The sequence below is a fragment of the Chelatococcus sp. CO-6 genome (assembly GCF_001271345.1).
GTDB classification, from domain to species: domain Bacteria; phylum Pseudomonadota; class Alphaproteobacteria; order Rhizobiales; family Beijerinckiaceae; genus Chelatococcus_A; species Chelatococcus_A caeni.
On sequence record NZ_CP012398.1, the window covers coordinates 4,077,547 to 4,095,410 of the forward strand.

The window sequence follows — 17,864 nt, forward strand, 5'->3', positions numbered from 1 at the left end:
GCGCCGCCAGGGCCGGCCAGCGGTGCTGTCTTCCGCCGGAGTTTAGTCCAGCATCCGCACTTCGGGAATAATCGCGCTCTGGATGCCTGGAACGGCCGCGCTCCTCAGAATGAAGGGTTTGAAGCCGCTTGCAGCCTCGGCCTCGCCTTCAGCATCAGCCAGCCGACGATGGCGAGATTGACCAGGTTCCAGGCGAGGCCGTTCAGGAAGGCCATGCGGTAGGATGCGAAGAGATCGAAGATCAGCCCCGAGACATAGCCGCCGAAGGCCATGCCGACGATGGTCGCCGACATGACGATGCCGATGCGCATGCCGGCTTCCCTCGGTGGCAGGTAGTCCCGGATGATGACCGCATACATCGGCACGATGCCGCCCTGGAACAGGCCGAAGATGCCGGTGACGATATAGAGCGAGCTCAGCCCGTCGAACCAGAGGTAGAGGAAGAGCGCCAGTCCCTGCATCAGCGAGCCGAGCGCCAGGGTCGCCGCTCCGCCGATCCGGTCCGCGACGAAGCCGGACCCGATCCGGCTGACGATGCCGAGGAAGAGCATCAGGGACAGCATTTCGGCGCCGCGCGCGACGCCGTAGCCCAGATCGCCGCAATAGGCGACGATATGGACCTGCGGCATCGCCATGGCGACGCAGCAGCAGAAGCCCGCGACCGCGAGCAGCCCCTGCAGCTGGTTCGGCGACAGTCCGAGGTCACCCCGCGCGCCGGCGCTCGATATCTCGGCCGCCGCCAGCGTCTCGGCCGCGGGCCGCCGGCGGAAGAACAGCGCGAGCGGCAGCATCACGGCGAGCGCCACGACACCGATGCCGATATGCGTGGCGCGCCAGCCGTGGCTTTGAAGGCCCCAGGTGATCACCTGCGGCCAGATCACGCCGGCGAGATAGCTGCCGGAAGCGCCGAATACGACCGCAAGCCCGCGATGCCGACGAAACCAATGCGACAGGTCCGCGATGAGCGGTGCAAATCCCGCGCCGCCGCCGATGCCGATCAGCAGACCATGCGCCAGAGCGAAGTGCCAGAGGGTGCTCGATAGTCCGGCCAGGACATAGCCCGTCCCGAGCAGGACAGCCCCGCTCACGATCGGCACCACGATGCCGTAGCGATCGGCGATGCGGCCCATCACGATATTGCCGAAGCCGAAGCCGAGCATCACGCAGGTATAGGGCAGCGAGGCCCCCGCCCGCAGCGTGCCGAACTCCGCCTGAACGGTCGGCAGCACCACGACGACCGACCAGGTACCGACACAGGCGACGGTCCCGAGCAGGAGCGACAGCGCCAGCCGCAGCCAGGAATAAGCGGAATCCGGCGCATAGCGCTGCTCTTGGGGCGTCATGTTTCCTCGATGGCCGCTTTCGCAGAACGGTCTCTCAGCTGCGCCAATGATTAGGCACCGGCACCGGGCGGACAAGCGCGTTTGCCGCAGCGGTGCACGGCGTCAGCAGCAGGGCGACGTCGATCGGCGGCCACGTCGGACAGCCCGGGGAGCTTCTCGGTCAGGAGCTCGGCCTGAAGTTCAAGGCCCGTGCGGGGCGCCGCAGGCGTGTCGCCCCCTCGCCACGCAGTAGCCTACCGTATCTTACGCTCCGGTCCGGCGCACACGGCTTAAGATCAACCCGTTCGATCATCAGGTCCCCTGAAGGCAGGCGGGGACATGAGCAGCCAGGGAATTGAGCGCCGGTCGATGGTTCGGTCCACGGCCTGCGAGGAATCGATGATGGAGACGCCCCAATGCCGTCACGTAGAATTCTCATCCCGATAATATTCTCGCTGTCGGTGTTTTCGCTTGGTGCCGCTTTTGCACAAGAGCCTCCGAACGCGATCACGGCTCCGGCGAGCAAGACCATCGGCACCGGCAAGCCAAGGATGGAGCCGGCCCTCATCGTCATGAACGCGAAAGGCGCGCGCCTCGAAGGCGACAAGCTCGTCCTCACGGGGATTTCACCCAACGCGATCATGTTTGCGGATCGTCCGGTCCGCGCCGCGGGCCATGCCTCGACGAGCACTCTTCTCGAAGAATGGACGCCCGACACCGGCAGCTTTGCCAAGGACCCGCCGAACGCGACCGTTTCGGTTCTGAATGGCCGTGAGGACTCGGTAATCGACGCCGTGGCGACGCTGACCTCACCGAAGCTCGATGGGGATACGCTGACTTTTGACGTCGCAGTCCTGGAGGGGGATCTCTCCGGCGGCGACGGGCCGGCATCCGTGTTCATCGACATCATCGGCTTGCCGTTCACGCCGTTATCCTTTGCCGGCGCAGCTCGCCGCACCGCCTTCCGCGGAGCATGGTATGCAGGCGCGGCAGCGGGGGCAGCGGCAGCAGCCGCTCCCTATTATCATTATCCTCCCTATTATCGCCCGCCCTGCGGGTACTATCCCTACCCGCCCTGCTACTGAAGCAGCGGGAGCCGACGATGCCGGTGCGCTTCGAATGCACGCGCACCGGCTGGCCATTTGACGGGCTTGGCGGCCTTCCCTTCAGACGAACACAGCAGCCGCCATCAAGATGATGGCGGTGCACGGCATTCCGGCAGAGCTGACAGCCTGCCTGAATACCGGGCCCGCAAGCGTCAAGCGGTGGCGCGGCGCGGCAGCTTCCAGCCCGGGCGCACGAAATGGCAGGTGTAGCCGCCCGGGTTGCGCTCGAGATAATCCTGATGCTCCGGCTCGGCCTCCCAGAAGTCACCCGCCGGCTCGAGTTCCGTAACGACCTTGCCCGGCCACAGGCCCGAGGCGTCCACATCGGCGATGGTGTCCTCGGCCACGCGTCGCTGCTCGTCCGACGTGTAGAATATCGCGGAGCGATAGCTCAGGCCGATGTCGTTCCCCTGCCGGTTCTTCGTGGTCGGGTCGTGAATCTGGAAGAAGAACTCCAGCAGTTCCCGGAAGCTCGTCGTCGTCGGATCGAACGTGATCTCGATCGCCTCGGCGTGCGTACCGTGGTTGCGGTAGGTCGCATTCGGCACGTCTCCGCCGGAATACCCCACGCGTGTGGAGATGACACCGGGGAGGCGGCGGATGAGATCCTGCATGCCCCAGAAGCAGCCTCCGGCCAGGATGGCCTTCTCGGTTGCACTCGTCATGGGCTTGTTCCCTTCTCTGCAAAAAGCTGCCGAAACGCGCCGTAACCCTCGCTCTCGAGGTCGTCGTAATGGACGAACCGCAGCGAGGCCGAGTTGATGCAGTAGCGCAGGCCGCCGGCTTCGGGCGGACCATCGGGAAACACGTGTCCCAGGTGACTGTCGCCATGGGCCGATCGCACCTCGGTGCGCACCATGCCGTGGCTCAAGTCGCGGCGCTCGATGACGTTTGCCGCATCCAGCGGCTTGACGAAGCTGGGCCAGCCGCTGCCGCTGTCGTACTTGTCGAACGAGGCGAACAGCGGCTCGCCCGAGACGACGTCGACATAAAGCCCCGGCTCCTTGTTATCCCAGTACGCGTTGGCAAACGGCCGCTCGGTCCCGTCCTGCTGCGTCACCCTGTACTGCTCCGGGCTCAGGCACGAAAGAGCCTCGGGATTCTTGTGATATGTCTTCATCCGCTATTCTCCTTCCCTTGCATGGGCGCCGTGGCCGACAGGCGAGCGGCACGTCGAGCGGCCCCGGGCGCCGCCTTTGTCGATCGAGGTGCCGCCATCAGGCGATGAGCGACCGAGCCTTGGCCCGTCCCCCACGGCCTCGCGGCGAGGAGGAACCATGAACGCGCACTACGGCAAGCTTGCCATCAATCTCGCGATGAGCACGATCATCATGTATCTCGTGATGTTCGCGATGATCGACAACCTCGGCGCATTTTTTAACAATCTGAACATGCTCTATATGGCGTTGATGATGGTCGCACCCATGGCCATCCTCATGCTGCTCCTTATGCGGTCGATGTATCCGAACAGAACGGCAAACCTGTTTCTCCACGCCTTCTTTGCCGTGGTGTTCATCGTGGCTTTCCTGTTCATCCGAGGGCAGACGGTGATTGGCGACGAGCAGTTCCTGCGGTCCATGATCCCGCACCACTCCGGCGCCATCCTGATGTGCCGCGAAGCGACCCTGACGGACCCGGAGATCATCGATCTGTGCCAGGCCATCATTCGCTCGCAGCGCGACGAGATCGAGCAGATGGAGCGAATTCTCGCGCGCTACTGACGCGCATTACCCGACCGACGCTGTCCGGCCGAGCGGTGATTGACGTGGATCAATGCAGGGAGATCCGCGCAGAGCGTTCACTGGAGCGCTGAAAAAGCGAACATTGCCCCCCATGCTGATGGAGAACGACGATGGTCAACTCCATTCTTCACGTTCGCAGCAACGGCCTGTCGCCCCCGGCAATTCACGTTTCGGTTCCCGCGGCTGCGGCCACGCTCGCGAGCTTCGTTCTGATCTCGTTCTGGCTGTGCATGCTGCTTGGTCTGGTTGCTCCTGATTGGGGGCTTCACCGGCCGTGGCTGCAGTTCTATCTCGGCCTGTCGGGCTTCGATCTCCGCAGTCTTGCCCTCGGCACCGTTCAGAGCATCGCCTTCGGTCTCTACGCCGGGGCCGCTATCGCATTGTTGTTCAACGTCTTCAGCCGGCGACTGGGATAGAGGCCAGCATGGCATCCCGCCGGGCGCGTCGGCGGCTCTTGCCGGGAGGCGCTCGGTCTCCGGCGCTCTCCTTTCTTCGGCACGGTCCTCATAATTCATCCATACTGGAGAAACGGCCGTTCGCCGCGACCGACGCCTTGGGCGCGTCGATGGTCGCTTCAGAGGGAGAACCGCCATGAAGCCAGCCACTTATGCTGCCGTTCTCATCGCCATCACCGCGCCGGCGGCAGCCCAGGTGCAACCCCGGACGCCGCCGGACCATGTGCCGATGGCGCAGATGATGCAGAACATGCCGCAGGGCGGCATGGGCATGATGCAGCCCGGCATGCGCGGCGGCATGATGGGCCGCTTTTCGGCGGAAGACATGAGCGCCTTCGCCGATGCCCATATCGCCGCATTGAAAGCCGGCTTGAAGCTGTCAGCCGATCAGGAACGGCTTTGGCCCCCGATCGAGGAAGCCATGCGTGAGCTTTCGCGCCTGCACCTTTCGCGCATGCAGGCGATGCGCCAGAACCGGCAGACGATGATGCGCGATCCCATCGCCGGGCTCCGCAGCATGGCCGATGCCATGAGCCAGGGAGCGGACGGGATGCGGAAGCTCGCGGACGCCGCGGCCCCGCTCTATGAAACCCTGGACGAGGCCCAGAAGCGGCGGCTGCGGGTTCTCGTCCGTTTCGGCCCTCGCGGGATGATGGGAGCCGGCATGATGGGCGGCGGCATGATGGGTGGCCCCCGCATGATGATGCGCGGCTGGTCGGGCGGCAGCGACGCGGGCGACGGCGACGAGGATGACCGCTGAATTGAAATTGCGACTGGCCGGCGAGGACGGCTCTTGACCTTCCCATGGTGGGAAGGGGCAGGAATGGCGCATGGTCCCCGAAACGGAGAGCGAATCCATGTGCGGGTGCAATGCCCATCAGTCGCAGACGAACCTCGTCCCGGAGCCCGGCCGTGAGGCCCTGAGCCTGCGGGTGGAGGACATGACCTGCGGCCACTGTGCCGCCGCCATCAAGACCGCCATCGAGACGCGCCTGCCGGGTACGCAGGTCGAGACGAACACTGCCTCCCGGCTCGTTTCCGTCCGGGGCGGAACGGACCTGGCGGCGATCAAGGCGCTCGTGATCGAGGCGGGCTACACCCCGTCCACGGTCTGAGGCAGCCCTTGCCCGCCCCGGTTTTCCGGGCGGGCGAAGCATCCAGCCTTGCCATGGCCAAGATCGCGCTTATCGTTCATCCGATGCTGCAGGCATTTCGCAGATTGGTGATTCTCATCGCCGCCCTCGCCTTCTCGGCGACGAGCGTCGGCTGGGGCTATGCCAATACGCCCGGACAAATGCCTGCAGCAGGAGGCGCTGTGGCGGAGACGCCGCGGCATGCGCACGTTCATCACGGCCATGGCCAGGATGCCGACAGCGATCACGGCCCGGCCGCCGGCCAGGCCTGCCCCGCCACGAACGATGGCTCGTGCAAACCCGAGAGGCACCAGGGCGCTGGCATGAACTGCTGCGCCCTCGCCTGCCATGTCGCCATACCGCCGGCCGTTTGCACGCCGTCTCCGCACAGGATCGTCGGCGCCATCGAGCCGGCCTTCTTTCGCGTCGGCATCAAGGAAGCCCTCGCGGCACGCCTCGAGCGGCCGCCGAGATCGATGAGCGCGCAAGCGTCGGCCTGATTCCGGCACCGGACCACAAGCGGTCCACCACATTCCCCGGATCCTGGCCGACCTCTTTCGCCGGTAGCCGTATCACGTGCTGTCGTTGAGCGAGCGGTTCGTGGCGCGCCCGCGCCACCCGCGCCCTCGTCGGCCTGTCCGAGGTCCAATCATGAAAGCCTTTTTTGCGACGGCTTGCGCCGTCCTCCTGTCCGCATGTTCCGGCCCCCCTCCCATCACGGCGGGTGCCGATCCGGCCGATCCCGGCGCGCGGGTGCCGCCCCTGCGCTACGTGCCGGTGACGGCCGGCACGGCCGATTACCAGCCCGTCGCACCCCGGGCGTGGTCCAGGAGCAACGAGAGCGTCGCTCCCCGCGGGAGGAGCGAATGACGTCAGTAGCCCAACCCGATCCTGCCGTGCCGATGAAGCGTCTCGCCGCGGCCAGCGCGCTCGCCTTCGCCCTCGGCGGCTGCGCCGCCTTCACGCCGGACGGCGGCATGGGGCCGGTCGCGGCGCAGGTCTCCGCCGACCTCGGCAAGGACACGGTCAAGATCGCCTCCGCAGCTGACGCCGCCGCGGCGCAGCAACGCGTCAAGACACTGCTCGCCCGGCCGCTGACGGCAGACGGCGCCGTGCAGGTCGCGCTTCTCAACAACCGCGGCCTGCAGGCGGCCTACAACACCCTCGGCATCTCGGAAGCGGCCTTCGTTCAGGCGAGCCTGCCGCCGAACCCCGTCATCGGCATCGAGCGCCTGTCGGCCGGCGGCGAGCTCGAGATCGAGCGGCGCCTCGTTGCCAATATCCTCGCGCTTCTCACGCTGCCGGCGCGCAGCGGCATCGCGAAGACCCAGTTCGAGGCAGCCCGGCAGCGGGCCATCGAGGCGACCTTCCGCACGGCGGCCGAGACGCGGCGGGCCTATTATCGCACTGTCGCGGCGCGGCAGACGGTCGCCGTCCTCGACGAGGCCCGCACGTCGGCCGACGCCGCCGCCGACCTCACCCGCAAGCTCGGCGAGACGGGCGCCGCCAACAAGCTCGACCAGGCCCGGGCCGGCGCCTTCTACGCGGAGATCTCCAACCAGCTGGCCGAGGCGCGCCTTGCAGCCGCGACCCAGCGCGAAGCCCTGACGCGTCAGCTCGGCCTCTGGGGCGCCGACATCAACTACAGGCTGCCGGGACAGCTGCCGCCCCTGCCGCGGCTGAGGACGGCCAAAGAGGTCGAGGAGGAGGCGGTGCGCCGGCGCGTCGACCTCATCGCGGCCCGCCTCGAGCTCGAGGCCATGGCGAAGGGCCTCGGGCTGAGCGAGGCGACGCGCTTCGTTTCCATGCTCGACGGCAGCCTGCGGCGGAACTACGAGCGCGTCATCGAGGACGGGCACAAGGAGAAGGCCTATCCGAAGGGCTTCGAGCTCGAGATCGAGATCCCCATCTTCGACCTCGGCGAGGTGAAGGTGCGGCAGGCGCGCGAGACCTACATGCAGGCGGTCAACCGCCTGCTGGAGAAGGCCGTCAACGTGCGGTCCGAGGCGCGCGAGGCCTATCTCGCCTATCGCGGCCGCCACGACATCGCCCGCCAGTACCAGAACCGCATCCTGCCCCTGCGGAAGACGGTCAGCGAGGAGGCGCTGCTGCAGTACAACGGCATGCTCATCGACGTGTTCGAACTGCTGACGACCGTGCGCGAGAGCATCGCCAGCAACGTCGCGGCCATCGGCGCCAGGCGCGATTTCTTCCTCGCATCGGTCGATTTCGACACCGCCATCATCGGCGGCGGCGCCTCCGGCGGAGCCGGAGAAGGCCCCGTCGCGCTTGCGGCCGCCGAGGCCGGCGCACACTGAGAAAGGCAAAGCTCATGACGGTTTCCCGTCGATCGTTCCTCGGCGCCTCGGCCGCGCTCGTCAGCGCCGGTGCCGTCTCCGGCCGCGTCGAGGCTGCCTCCATCCCCGAGGCTCCCACCATGAAAGAGGCGGTGACGCAGCCGCCGCTCGTGCCGGCGACCGGGCCGGACTACCAGCCCGTCGTCACGCTCAACGGCTGGACGCTGCCCTGGCGCATGAACGGCGAGTGGAAGGAGTTCCACCTCGTCGCCGAGCCCGTCGTGCGTGAGCTCGCGCCGGGCATGGTGGCGCATCTGTGGGGCTACAACGGCCAGTCGCCCGGGCCGACCATCGAGGCGGTGGAAGGCGACAAGGTGCGCATCTTCGTCACCAACAGGCTGCCCGAGCACACCACGATCCACTGGCACGGACAGATCCTGCCCAATGGCATGGACGGCGTCGGCGGGCTGACGCAGCCGCACATCAAGCCGGGCAAGACATTCGTCTACGAGTTCGTGCTGACGAAGAGCGGCACCTTCATGTACCACCCGCATGCCGACGAGATGGTGCAGATGGCCATGGGCATGATGGGCTTCTTCGTCGTGCACCCGCGGGATCCCGCCTTCCGCCGCGTCGACCGCGACTTCGTCTTCCTCATGTCCGCCTACGACATCGAGCCGGGGGCCTATGTGCCGAAGGTGGCGGAGATGACCGACTTCAATCTCTGGACCTGGAACAGCCGCGTCTTTCCGGGCATCGACCACATCGTGGCGGCCAAGGGCGACAAGGTGCGCATCCGCTTCGGCAATCTCACCATGACCAACCACCCGATCCACATGCACGGCTACGACTTCAAGGTCTCGTGCACGGACGGCGGCTGGGTGCCGGAGGAAGCCGCCTGGCCGGAGGTGACCATCGACTGCGCGGTGGGCCAGATGCGCGCCTTCGATTTCGTCGCCGACAAGGAGGGCGACTGGGCCATCCACTGCCACAAGTCGCACCACACCATGAATGCCATGGGCCACGACCTCAGGACCTTCATCGGCGTCGACAAGAGGGAGGTGGCGAAGAAGATCAGGAAGCTCGTGCCCGACTACATGCCCATGGGCACGGCCGGCATGGCGGACATGGGCGAGATGGAGATGCCGCTGCCCGACAACACGCTGCCGATGATGACGGGCTTCGCCCAGTTCGGCGCCGTCGAGATGGGCGGCATGTTCTCGGTGGTGAAGGTGCGCGAGGGGCTGGCGCGCGATGACTACAAGGACCCGGGCTGGTTCGAGCACCCGCCCGGCACCGTCGCCTACGAATGGACGGGCGCGCCGCCCGATGCCGAGCGCGCCGCACCCGCACCGACAGAAGGCGCTGCCGAATTCCGGGCCGTGAAGCCCGGCGGCGCATCCTCCCACGGCAACCACTGACCCCGATCATCGACCCCGGAGCAGACATGAAGATCCAGACGATCCTTGCCGCCCTTGCGGCCCTTTGCATACCGGCCGCGGCGCTCGCCGACGCCGGCCATTCCCATGGCGACGAGCGCGCCTACGGCCAGCCGGGCGATCCGAAGAAGCCCGCCCGTATCGTGCAGGTGACGATGCGCGAAGCCGACGGCCGCATGGAGTTCGTGCCCCGCACCATCGAGGCGCGCAAGGGCGAGCAGGTGAAGTTCGTGCTGCGCAACAACGGCGCGATCGACCACGAGATCGTCGTCGCGACGCTCGCGGAAAACCTCAAGCATGCCGAGGAGATGCGCAAGAACCCTGACATGGAGCACGAGGATCCCAATGCCCGGCGTCTCGCCCCTAGGGAGACCGGCGAGATGGTGTGGAAGTTCACCAAGGCGGGCGAATTCGACTTCTCCTGCCTCATTCCCGGCCACCGCGAAGCCGGCATGACCGGCAAGATCATCGTCAAGTGACGAGAACCGAAGGAAGGATGAGAAGGATGCGCAAATTCGCGATCGCCATGACCTCGTTTCTGTCCCTCGCCCCTGCCCTTGCGCTGGCGCAGGCCGCCCCCGTCGACGGCCAGGTGACGAAGATCGACACGGCGCAGAACAAGGTCACCCTCAAGCATGGCCCGATCAAGAACCTCGACATGGACGCCATGACGATGGTCTTCGTGGTGGCCGATCCCGCGATGCTCGAGACCGTCAAGGTCGGCGACAAGGTCCGGTTCGAGGCCGACCGCGTCAACGGCCGCATCACCGTCACGAAGCTCGAAAAGGCGAAGTAAGCGCCGTCGGGGGCGCCAGCGGCGCCCCCTTTCCCCGGCGAAGACGCCGTCCAAGCGGATGTCAGGCGTTGTTTTTTCGACCGATCGCGATCGCGGGGGGCGCGATGCCTTGCGCAGTTTCAATCCGGCCGGGAAACGCTGATTGTGGACGGCGCGCCGCCCGGACGCACGGAATCGACGAATGCTGCAGGTCCTCACCAACCGCGTCTATCGCCGGCTCTTCCTCGCCCAGGGGATCGCTCTCCTGGGGACCGGCCTTGCCACGGTCGCGCTCGGCCTCCTTGCCTACGATCTTGCCGGCGCCGACGCCGGCGCGGTTCTCGGCACGGCCCTTGCCGTCAAGATGGTCGCCTATGTCGGCGTGGCGCCGGTCGCCGCCGCTTTCGCCGAGCGCCTGCCGCGGCGCACGATGCTCGTCAGCCTCGATCTCGTGCGCGCCGCCGTCGCCGTCCTCCTGCCCTTCGTCACCGAGATCTGGCAGGTCTATGTCCTCATCTTCGCCCTGCAGTCCGCTTCCGCGGGGTTCACGCCCGCATTCCAGGCGACCATCCCTGACGTGTTGCCGGACGAGCGGGACTATACCCGCGCGCTGTCCCTGTCGCGCCTCGCCTACGATCTCGAGAGCCTCGCCAGCCCCATGCTGGCGGCAGCCCTGCTGACCGTCGTCAGCTTCCACGGCCTGTTCACCGGCACCGTGATCGGCTTCCTGGCCTCGGCCCTGCTCGTCGTTTCCGTCGTGCTCCCGAGCCCCAAGCCGGTCGAACGGCGAAGCATCTACGACCGCACGACCAGGGGGCTGCGCATCTATCTCGCCACGCCGCGCCTGCGCGGCCTGCTCGCGCTCAATCTCGCCGTCGCAGCCGCCGGTGCCATGGTCATCGTCAACACCGTCGTCCTCGTGCAGGCCGGATACGGCCTCGGCCAGAGAGAGACGGCGCTTGCGCTGGCCGCCTTCGGCGGCGGCTCGATGATCGCGGCGCTCCTCCTGCCGCGCCTGCTCGATAGCGTTCCCGACCGGCGCGCCATGCTTGCCGGCGCCGTCCTGCTCGTGCTCGGCCTGTTCGTCGGCCCAGCCATCGCGAGCTACGCGCTCCTCCTGCCGCTCTGGTTCGCACTCGGCCTCGGCTATTCGCTGACACAGACGCCGGCCGGCCGCCTGCTGCGCCGTTCCTCGCATCCTGAGGACCGTCCCGCGCTCTTCGCCGCGCAGTTCGCCCTGTCGCACGCCTGCTGGCTGATGACCTATCCGGCCGCCGGCTGGCTCGGCGCCACGGTGGGCCTCCCCTTCACGTTCACGGCGCTCGGCATCGCCGCCGGGCTGGCGGTCGTTCTTGCTATGCGCCTGTGGCCCGCCCCCGATCCCGACGAGATCGAGCACATCCACACATCGCTGGAGGACGGCCATCCCCATCTGGCGGATGCGGTACCCATCGCCGGCGGCCATCGCCATCGCCACGCCTTCGTCATCGACCGGCTGCATCCGCAATGGCCCCGTGCGCCGCTCTCGGACGACGCCGCCTCATGAGTGACCTTGCCGTCTATGCTGGACTGTTCCTCGCCGCTCTTGCCGCGGCAACCGTCCTGCCGATGCAATCGGAAGCGGTCCTGGCGGGACTGCTGCTGTCGGAAGCCTATTCGCCCTGGCTGCTGGTCGCCGTCGCGAGTGTCGGCAACGTGCTGGGGTCATCCGTCAACTGGCTGCTCGGGCGCGGCATCGCGCGTTTCCGCGATCGGCGCTGGTTCCCTGCGAAGGCCGATGCGCTGGAGCGCGCACAGCGCTGGTACGGTCGCTACGGCCGATGGTCGCTCCTCATGAGCTGGGCGCCCGTCATCGGAGATCCGCTGACCGTCATGGCCGGGGTTCTGCGCGAGCCGTTTCCCACCTTCCTCCTGCTGGTCACCATCGCCAAGGTCGGCCGCTACCTCGTTCTCGCCGCGGTGACGCTCAGCCTTGTCTGAAGGCCACGCCCCGCTGCGGCGGGCCTGTGCGGCCGATCGTTTCTTCGGGCGAGATCGGCGATAGCGTTTGTGCGAGCCGGCACCAGGCCGAGGGCATCGCATGCCGGCCTGATGCGCTGTGGCAAGACTGCACGGCCGTACCGGCTTTCGCACCGAAAAGCCGCGCACAGCAAAGGGCGAACTTGCCAATCGAGCCACGGCGCGGCAGTCTCACCGGCAAAGATGTTCAGCGGGTGACTGCGGAACTATTCTCTCGCCGGGCGACAGGACATGGGAAACTCCGACATCATGATCAGCAATGGTGGAACCGCCGACGCCGGCAAGATAAACGAGACGGCTCTTCCTGGGCTTCTCAACCGCCGCTCGTTTCTGCTCGGCTCTGCCGCCGGCATCGGCGCGCTGGGACTGGCCGGCTGCGTGACGTCCGACGGCATGAGCCTTGCCGAGGCGAGGCTGGCCTACGGGCCGGTGCCCGACGAGAAATTCCCCATCCCGGCGGTCGATGTCAGCAAGGTCGATCCGAAATATTTCCGCCGCACCGTTCGCTACGACACCAATGAAGCGCCCGGTACGATCATCGTCGATCCTGCCAATTACTACGTTTACCGCGTCGAGGACGACGGCAACGCAACCCGCTATGGTGCCAATGTCGGCCGCGACGGCTTCCGGTGGAGCGGTGACGCCTATGTCGGACGCAAGGCCGAATGGCCGACCTGGACGCCGCCCAAGGAAATGATCCGGCGTCAGCCCGAGGCGGCCAAATACGCCGGCGGCATGCCGGGCGGTCTCGATAACCCGCTCGGCGCCCGCACGCTCTACCTCTATCAGAACGGCGCCTATACGCTCTATACGATCTACGCCAGCAGCGATCCGGAATCGATCGGCAACGGCGTCACGAGCGGCTGTGTCGGCCTGCTCAGCCAGGACATGATCCACCTCTACGATCGAACGCCGGTCAAGACGAAGGTGGTCGTCCTGCCGGCATAGGCAGCGGCGTCAGGTCCCTGTCCGGGCGGCGCCGGGCGAAGGCCGCGGCGTTCGGCTCTCAGTCGCGGTATTGTTCGTCCGACACCTTCTCCAGCCAGGTGACGGTGCTCCCGTCCACGGCTTCCTGGATGGCGATATGCGTCATGGCGACGTCGGGCGCTGCACCGTGCCAGTGCTTCTCGCCGGCCGGGAACCAGACCACGTCGCCAGGCCGGATGTGCTCCACGGGGCCGCCTTCGCGCTGAACACGGCCGCAGCCGGCCGTGACGATCAGCGTCTGACCTGCAGGATGCGTGTGCCAGGCGGTTCGAGCGCCCGGCTCGAACGTCACGGCGGCTCCGACGGCCCTGCCGGGAGCTTCCGCCGCGAAGAGCGGGTCGATGCGAACCGTCCCCGTGAACCAGTCCTCCGGTCCCTTGGTCGAAGGCGTATCGCCTGCTCGCGTGATCTTCATGGGTTGTCTCCGTTCCGCTTCCACGGGCCGCTGTCCATCCACTACATAGCGCATCAGGCGGCGGCATTGGGTGCCGCAATGCTGTAATGAATCCGGCTCAATCAACCGCAGCGGCGACCGCTCTCCCCGAAACGGAGACGAATCCCGCCCCCTGGGCGAGGACGTCGGCCATGGGAGGACAATCTCGATAGCTCTTACGGATAGCGCGGATGACCGGCGATGGGCGCTTGCTCCCCCGGCACCAGTCTCCCACCGCGCGCGAGGCGCGACAGACGCCGGAGTGAGCAACGTCCGCGGTGCTGAGCCGCAGGACGCACGCTTGGGGCGCTCGACAGGCCAGGCCGGCGCGAGGGACCCTGCCCTTTCGCCTCGCCACTGCGGTCCCCGCCGGCCGCATGCAGAAGCGGCCGGAGCCGCTTCCGCAACCTGGTTCCCATCCTGGCATCTTTGTCCGGGAGTGGCTCCGGAAGGACACTCTGGACGGGAGCGTGACAGCCTCTAGGACACCCTTTTCACCGGCGGGATCGTCCAGGTGCCGTCGATGATCGAAGGGTTGCTCTCATCCGGCCAGTACAGCCGCAGCATCAGGTAGAACTTGCCTGCCGGCGCCGGCAGCCAGTTCGATTCCTTGTCCGCGCCGGGCGAGTCCTTTTGCAGGTAGAGATCGAGCGACCCGTCCGCATTGTACTTCAGGTCCTGCCGCGGGCTGATGGAATAGCGGTTCAGCGGATTGTTGACGAAGAAATATTGATCGTCATACATCGTGAGCGACCAGAAGCCTTCGACCGGGGGCGTGTGGCCCTTGTCGAAGTGCATGACGTACTTGTGGGCCCCGTCGTAGCTCTCGCCGTCCTGGCCCTTCAGTGACGTCGGATAGACGGCATCCTGCGGCCGGTTGGCCCCCAGGCCGATGGCGGTGACGAGCGCCCGCATGAGGTAGTCGGTGCCGTACAGGCCCGTTTTGGTCGTGAAGCCCCAGCCGTTGATGTCCTGCACGTCCTTGTTGATCTTGAACTGCAGCATGATGCGGTCGAAGGCGATCTGCGGGATACGCTCCGCGAAATCCGCCCGCAGCTTGCTGGCATCAAAGTCCTGGCCCGGGACGAGACCGATCTTCGCGAATTTGGCGAGAGCCGGCGCGTCGGCCGCCGAAGGCGGGTTCTTCTTCATGAGCTCGGCCAGCAGCGAGAAGAACTCCACCGCGCTCATGCGGTTCACCTGTTCGCGCACGGCGGTCTTCATGTCGATCGAGGCATCCACATGCCCTGCCGGCGCCGTGTAGGCCTTGTCGTAGGCGCTCAACGGAACGAGCTTGAACTCGTCCTGCAGGGCATGAACGGCGGCGTAGTCCTCGGGCGTGCCGGTGCAATAGATCCGGCCGAGGAGCCACACGATGTTGGTCGGCGACTTGTATTCCTTCATGCCGTCCGGGAGCCTGCCGCTCCAGCCGGGGCCGGTGATCGCAAATGTCTGCGCCCCCGTGCCGGTCGTGCGCTTGCCCGGAACCTGGAAGACGTTCGTCCAGCCGTCGAGCATCGGCAGGAGGAAATAACGATCCTTCATGTCCGGGACGCTGAGCACCCACGGCTCTTCACCGACATCAAAGAATGCAGTCGTATAGAGCGTGTCGGCGTTCGGCGCGGTCACGTCCCGGAACGATGCATTCGGATATTGACGCAGCTTGATGAGCTGGCCCATGGGCGCCCGCGTGCCCTCGGGCTTGGCGACATTGGTCATGACCCGCCGCGTCATCTCCATGGTGACCAGCGGATAGCCGAAGATGTAGGCATCCGTGGCCAGCCAGAAGTCCTCGAGCCCCTGCCCGATACCGCGAAACGCGTCGAAATCGGCTTTACCGGTTCCGCTCGCGAGCCCTCCGGCGAACAGGCTCAATCCACCTAATCCAAGCTGCCGACGGGTCATTTTCATAGCTCGTCTCCAATGTTTACGTGATGCGAGGCATCCGCGAGGAACTTCCGCGGCAGGCCGTGGGCCAGGTAACAGGCTGGATCAGAGCGACAGCCAGACGCTGCGGGACCCGGGTTCATCCGGGTTGGCCGGCTGACATGACAGCCGTGTTTCCGCGCGGGTGAAGCATATCGCCGACAGCGACGAGACCTTGTCTCGAGCGTACGAGAAAGGCTCGTGCAAGGACCCTCCCCTCGACTGCCGCCTGCCAGTATACCGATTGTCGATCTGCTGGTCAGGCTGCCGGGGAGCGTAATCACCGCGCGATCAGCGGGAAGTAGTTTACGGTAACAAACGGTCTCGCCGGACCTGATCGAGGGCAAGGATGCCGGGGGCAAGGCCCGCCCGACACGGTATGCGGCTCTCTTCGGGAGAGCGCGCCCCTCGCCCGGATCGCCAGCCTGCTCGGGTCAGGGCACGGGAAATCCCGCCGCCCGCGCGGCATCGGTCAGGATGCGGCGGTCTTCAGGGCGGTAGTTGCGCTTGATCAGCTCTTCCTGGAGGTTGTCGAAGAACCGCGGCCGCATCGCGAGGAACTGGTCACGGCTGACGGCAGCTTCCTGCGTGAGGCCGGCCCGCGCATAGATGAGCGCCGCAACGACGTGATAGAGGGGGAATTTCTCCATATCGGCCCGCCGGATCAGCGTAACGGCCCGTTCGTCGTCCCCCTGCATGTAAGCGATGAGCCCCAGCACGCCGGTATAGTAACCCGCGTTGCCGGGATTGCGGATAAGCGCCTGTTCCAGCAGTTCGGCCCCGCGCTGCCAATGCCCCGCCATGGCGAGCCGGCTTCCGTATTCGCCCAGCAGTTCCGTGTCGTTGGGGTTCAGCGCCAACGCCCGCTCGCCGACGCGCAGGGATTCCTCAGCCTCGCGATTGAAGAACCGCGCCATCATCAGCGCCTGAAGGGCGCGCACGTTCTCCGGGTCGAGACGGACCGCCCGCTGCGCCGCCTCGAGAGAACGCTCGATCGGACCGCCTCCCTCGTTGCGCCAGTTGAAGCCGAAACGATCCTCGTCGAGGTAGATATACGACAGCATCGCCCAGGCCGTGGCGTAGCCGGGGTAATGCGCGACGGCCCGCTCCAGGCAGTTGCGGACGCTCGCATGTTCTTCGGTGCCGAGGACGGCCCGATAATTATAAAAGCGCAGCGTGCAGCGATAGGCTTCGAGATCGTCCGGAGGCACGCGGGCCGTGCGCTGCTCGTCGGCCCGGAAGATGATCCCGTAAGGCTGGGCGACGGCGGTCGCCACCTTGTTGGCGATATCGACCTCGATCTGAACGATATCGCTCGAGCGCAGATCCTCGTCATAGGTCTGCGACCAGAGAACCTGGGAGGTTTCCGCATCGACGACCCGGCTCGTGACCCGAAGCCGTCCGCCGAAAATGCGCACGCCGCCTTCGAGGACGTAGCGGATGCCGAGCCGCCGGTTGAGTTCGGCCGCGTCCGCGGTGGCGGGCAGGCTGCGTGAGGTCTCGCTGCCGAGAACCCTGATCTCCCTGAAACGCGCGATCTGCGACAGCACCTCCTCGGTCAGGCCGGCTGCATAGAGCGCCGCGTCGGCCTCCGCTCCCAATTCGGCGAAAGGACGCACGATGAGGACAGGCATGTTGGGCGATGCACCCCCTGCGATCGCCGAAGGGCCCTCGCGGTTCACGGCGAGATAGACGGCGCCGAGAAGGCTGGCCGCCAGGGCGATGGCAAGCGCCATCCGCCAATCGACCAGCCGGCGGATGGAGAACCGTGCCGGAGCCACGGAGGGAGGAAGGACGTCCCCGCCCGGCTCGGGGTCTGCCGGAATTTCATCCCCCTGCCGCGGCTGCTCGACGAAAACGGGAGCGTACCCGCCCTTGGGAATGTCGATCCTGACCGGATCGTCCTGGCCGGCGACGAGATAATATCGTTCGAGCGCCCGTCGCAGCCGGCCGGCCTCGATGCGCACGACCGGGTCGTTCTGCGCATCGAAATTCGCGTCGCGGCCGAAGACCTCCACCGCAATGGCGAAGGCCTTGATGCGGTCCGCCCGACCGGCCACCGATTCTTCGACGACATAGCGCAGGAATTTATGGGCGCGCTCCGGCGCCTTGAACTCGGGGCTCGCGAGGATCCTCCCGAGCTGTGCAATGACGGCATCCGGTGACGGCCGGATGTTCCATCCCCCCTCGGCGGCAAGCGGCCTCGTCTCTGACATGGTCCCCCCTTCGC

20 protein-coding genes are annotated in these 17,864 nt (G+C 66.5%); 14 read left to right on the forward strand and 6 right to left on the reverse strand.

From position 1 onward, the window contains the following. Positions 1–104: 104 nt before the first annotated feature. Positions 105–1,343: an MFS transporter gene (locus AL346_RS18985; RefSeq protein ID WP_019404140.1), complete on the reverse strand. Its 1,239-nt coding sequence runs from the start codon at positions 1,341–1,343 to the stop codon at positions 105–107. 395 nt (positions 1,344–1,738) lie between these two features. Between AL346_RS18985 and AL346_RS18990 the strand changes: the two genes are divergently transcribed. Next, a complete protein-coding gene (locus AL346_RS18990; RefSeq protein WP_245258948.1) occupies positions 1,739–2,407 on the forward strand; it encodes a hypothetical protein in 669 nt (222 codons plus the stop codon). A 173-nt stretch (positions 2,408–2,580) separates the two neighbouring features. On the opposite strand, the gene msrA is transcribed toward AL346_RS18990, so the two are convergent. Together msrA and msrB are read right to left on the reverse strand one after the other, a co-directional pair. Next, positions 2,581–3,093: a peptide-methionine (S)-S-oxide reductase MsrA gene (gene msrA, locus AL346_RS18995; protein ID WP_019404142.1), complete on the reverse strand. Its 513-nt coding sequence runs from the start codon at positions 3,091–3,093 to the stop codon at positions 2,581–2,583. Further along, positions 3,090–3,548, reverse strand: a complete 459-nt coding sequence (gene msrB / locus AL346_RS19000; RefSeq protein WP_019404143.1) for a peptide-methionine (R)-S-oxide reductase MsrB — start codon at positions 3,546–3,548, stop codon at positions 3,090–3,092. Before msrB ends, msrA begins: the two co-directional genes overlap by 4 nt. A gap of 157 nt (positions 3,549–3,705) precedes the next feature. Between msrB and AL346_RS19005 the strand changes: the two genes are divergently transcribed. The 13 genes from AL346_RS19005 (at position 3,706) to AL346_RS19060 (ending at position 13,236) form a co-directional block, all read left to right on the forward strand. After that, the gene (locus AL346_RS19005) at positions 3,706–4,149 is read left to right on the forward strand and encodes a DUF305 domain-containing protein (protein ID WP_019404144.1); all 444 of its coding nucleotides are present in this window, start codon (positions 3,706–3,708) and stop codon (positions 4,147–4,149) included. Positions 4,150–4,280: 131 nt separating this feature from the next. After that, positions 4,281–4,586, forward strand: coding sequence for a hypothetical protein (locus tag AL346_RS19010; RefSeq protein ID WP_019404145.1), 306 nt, complete (start codon positions 4,281–4,283; stop codon positions 4,584–4,586). 268 nt (positions 4,587–4,854) lie between these two features. After that, positions 4,855–5,385 carry a Spy/CpxP family protein refolding chaperone gene (locus AL346_RS19015; RefSeq protein WP_082312649.1) on the forward strand — a complete coding sequence of 177 codons (531 nt, stop codon included), beginning with the start codon at positions 4,855–4,857 and terminating at the stop codon, positions 5,383–5,385. Between the two features lie 70 nt (positions 5,386–5,455). Next, positions 5,456–5,740, forward strand: a complete 285-nt coding sequence (locus AL346_RS19020; RefSeq protein ID WP_019404147.1) for a heavy-metal-associated domain-containing protein — start codon at positions 5,456–5,458, stop codon at positions 5,738–5,740. Positions 5,741–5,793: 53 nt separating this feature from the next. After that, positions 5,794–6,258 (forward strand): hypothetical protein, encoded by a 465-nt coding sequence (locus AL346_RS19025; RefSeq protein ID WP_019404148.1) that lies wholly within the window; start codon positions 5,794–5,796, stop codon positions 6,256–6,258. Positions 6,259–6,409: 151 nt separating this feature from the next. Next, positions 6,410–6,628, forward strand: a complete 219-nt coding sequence (locus AL346_RS24805) for a hypothetical protein (RefSeq protein WP_072249431.1) — start codon at positions 6,410–6,412, stop codon at positions 6,626–6,628. Next, entirely contained in the window at positions 6,625–8,076 is a 1,452-nt protein-coding gene (locus AL346_RS19030) for a TolC family protein (RefSeq protein ID WP_026015475.1), read from the forward strand. Before AL346_RS24805 ends, AL346_RS19030 begins: the two co-directional genes overlap by 4 nt. Before the next feature lie 14 nt (positions 8,077–8,090). Next, entirely contained in the window at positions 8,091–9,476 is a 1,386-nt protein-coding gene (locus AL346_RS19035) for a multicopper oxidase family protein (RefSeq protein WP_019404150.1), read from the forward strand. A 26-nt stretch (positions 9,477–9,502) separates the two neighbouring features. Further along, on the forward strand, positions 9,503–9,973 hold the full coding sequence (locus AL346_RS19040; protein WP_019404151.1) for a plastocyanin/azurin family copper-binding protein: 471 nt from the start codon (positions 9,503–9,505) through the stop codon (positions 9,971–9,973). Positions 9,974–9,999: 26 nt separating this feature from the next. Next, the gene (locus AL346_RS19045; RefSeq protein ID WP_019404152.1) at positions 10,000–10,290 is read left to right on the forward strand and encodes a copper-binding protein; all 291 of its coding nucleotides are present in this window, start codon (positions 10,000–10,002) and stop codon (positions 10,288–10,290) included. Between the two features lie 181 nt (positions 10,291–10,471). After that, positions 10,472–11,815, forward strand: a complete 1,344-nt coding sequence (locus AL346_RS19050; RefSeq protein WP_019404153.1) for an MFS transporter — start codon at positions 10,472–10,474, stop codon at positions 11,813–11,815. Next, positions 11,812–12,249 (forward strand): YqaA family protein, encoded by a 438-nt coding sequence (locus AL346_RS19055; RefSeq protein ID WP_019404154.1) that lies wholly within the window; start codon positions 11,812–11,814, stop codon positions 12,247–12,249. The genes AL346_RS19050 and AL346_RS19055 overlap by 4 nt, the downstream gene beginning before the upstream one ends. 288 nt (positions 12,250–12,537) lie before the next feature. Beyond that, positions 12,538–13,236 (forward strand): L,D-transpeptidase, encoded by a 699-nt coding sequence (locus AL346_RS19060; RefSeq protein WP_026015476.1) that lies wholly within the window; start codon positions 12,538–12,540, stop codon positions 13,234–13,236. Positions 13,237–13,294: 58 nt separating this feature from the next. On the opposite strand, the gene AL346_RS19065 is transcribed toward AL346_RS19060, so the two are convergent. The 3 genes from AL346_RS19065 to AL346_RS19075 form a co-directional block, all read right to left on the reverse strand. Further along, on the reverse strand, positions 13,295–13,690 hold the full coding sequence (locus AL346_RS19065; RefSeq protein ID WP_019404156.1) for a cupin domain-containing protein: 396 nt from the start codon (positions 13,688–13,690) through the stop codon (positions 13,295–13,297). A gap of 498 nt (positions 13,691–14,188) precedes the next feature. Further along, entirely contained in the window at positions 14,189–15,619 is a 1,431-nt protein-coding gene (locus AL346_RS19070) for a DUF1254 domain-containing protein (protein ID WP_026015477.1), read from the reverse strand. Positions 15,620–16,068: 449 nt separating this feature from the next. Next, the gene (locus AL346_RS19075; protein WP_019404158.1) at positions 16,069–17,850 is read right to left on the reverse strand and encodes a hypothetical protein; all 1,782 of its coding nucleotides are present in this window, start codon (positions 17,848–17,850) and stop codon (positions 16,069–16,071) included. Positions 17,851–17,864: the final 14 nt, after the last annotated feature.

Coding starts and splice junctions, on each gene's coding strand:
- AL346_RS18985 (WP_019404140.1), bottom strand. CDS start 1,343: ATGACGCCCCAAGAGCAGCGCTATGCGCCGGATTCCGCTTATTCCTGG.
- AL346_RS18990 (WP_245258948.1), top strand. CDS start 1,739: ATGCCGTCACGTAGAATTCTCATCCCGATAATATTCTCGCTGTCGGTG.
- msrA (WP_019404142.1), bottom strand. CDS start 3,093: ATGACGAGTGCAACCGAGAAGGCCATCCTGGCCGGAGGCTGCTTCTGG.
- msrB (WP_019404143.1), bottom strand. CDS start 3,548: ATGAAGACATATCACAAGAATCCCGAGGCTCTTTCGTGCCTGAGCCCG.
- AL346_RS19005 (WP_019404144.1), top strand. CDS start 3,706: ATGAACGCGCACTACGGCAAGCTTGCCATCAATCTCGCGATGAGCACG.
- AL346_RS19010 (WP_019404145.1), top strand. CDS start 4,281: ATGGTCAACTCCATTCTTCACGTTCGCAGCAACGGCCTGTCGCCCCCG.
- AL346_RS19015 (WP_082312649.1), top strand. CDS start 4,855: ATGGCGCAGATGATGCAGAACATGCCGCAGGGCGGCATGGGCATGATG.
- AL346_RS19020 (WP_019404147.1), top strand. CDS start 5,456: ATGGTCCCCGAAACGGAGAGCGAATCCATGTGCGGGTGCAATGCCCAT.
- AL346_RS19025 (WP_019404148.1), top strand. CDS start 5,794: ATGGCCAAGATCGCGCTTATCGTTCATCCGATGCTGCAGGCATTTCGC.
- AL346_RS24805 (WP_072249431.1), top strand. CDS start 6,410: ATGAAAGCCTTTTTTGCGACGGCTTGCGCCGTCCTCCTGTCCGCATGT.
- AL346_RS19030 (WP_026015475.1), top strand. CDS start 6,625: ATGACGTCAGTAGCCCAACCCGATCCTGCCGTGCCGATGAAGCGTCTC.
- AL346_RS19035 (WP_019404150.1), top strand. CDS start 8,091: ATGACGGTTTCCCGTCGATCGTTCCTCGGCGCCTCGGCCGCGCTCGTC.
- AL346_RS19040 (WP_019404151.1), top strand. CDS start 9,503: ATGAAGATCCAGACGATCCTTGCCGCCCTTGCGGCCCTTTGCATACCG.
- AL346_RS19045 (WP_019404152.1), top strand. CDS start 10,000: ATGCGCAAATTCGCGATCGCCATGACCTCGTTTCTGTCCCTCGCCCCT.
- AL346_RS19050 (WP_019404153.1), top strand. CDS start 10,472: ATGCTGCAGGTCCTCACCAACCGCGTCTATCGCCGGCTCTTCCTCGCC.
- AL346_RS19055 (WP_019404154.1), top strand. CDS start 11,812: ATGAGTGACCTTGCCGTCTATGCTGGACTGTTCCTCGCCGCTCTTGCC.
- AL346_RS19060 (WP_026015476.1), top strand. CDS start 12,538: ATGATCAGCAATGGTGGAACCGCCGACGCCGGCAAGATAAACGAGACG.
- AL346_RS19065 (WP_019404156.1), bottom strand. CDS start 13,690: ATGAAGATCACGCGAGCAGGCGATACGCCTTCGACCAAGGGACCGGAG.
- AL346_RS19070 (WP_026015477.1), bottom strand. CDS start 15,619: ATGAAAATGACCCGTCGGCAGCTTGGATTAGGTGGATTGAGCCTGTTC.
- AL346_RS19075 (WP_019404158.1), bottom strand. CDS start 17,850: ATGTCAGAGACGAGGCCGCTTGCCGCCGAGGGGGGATGGAACATCCGG.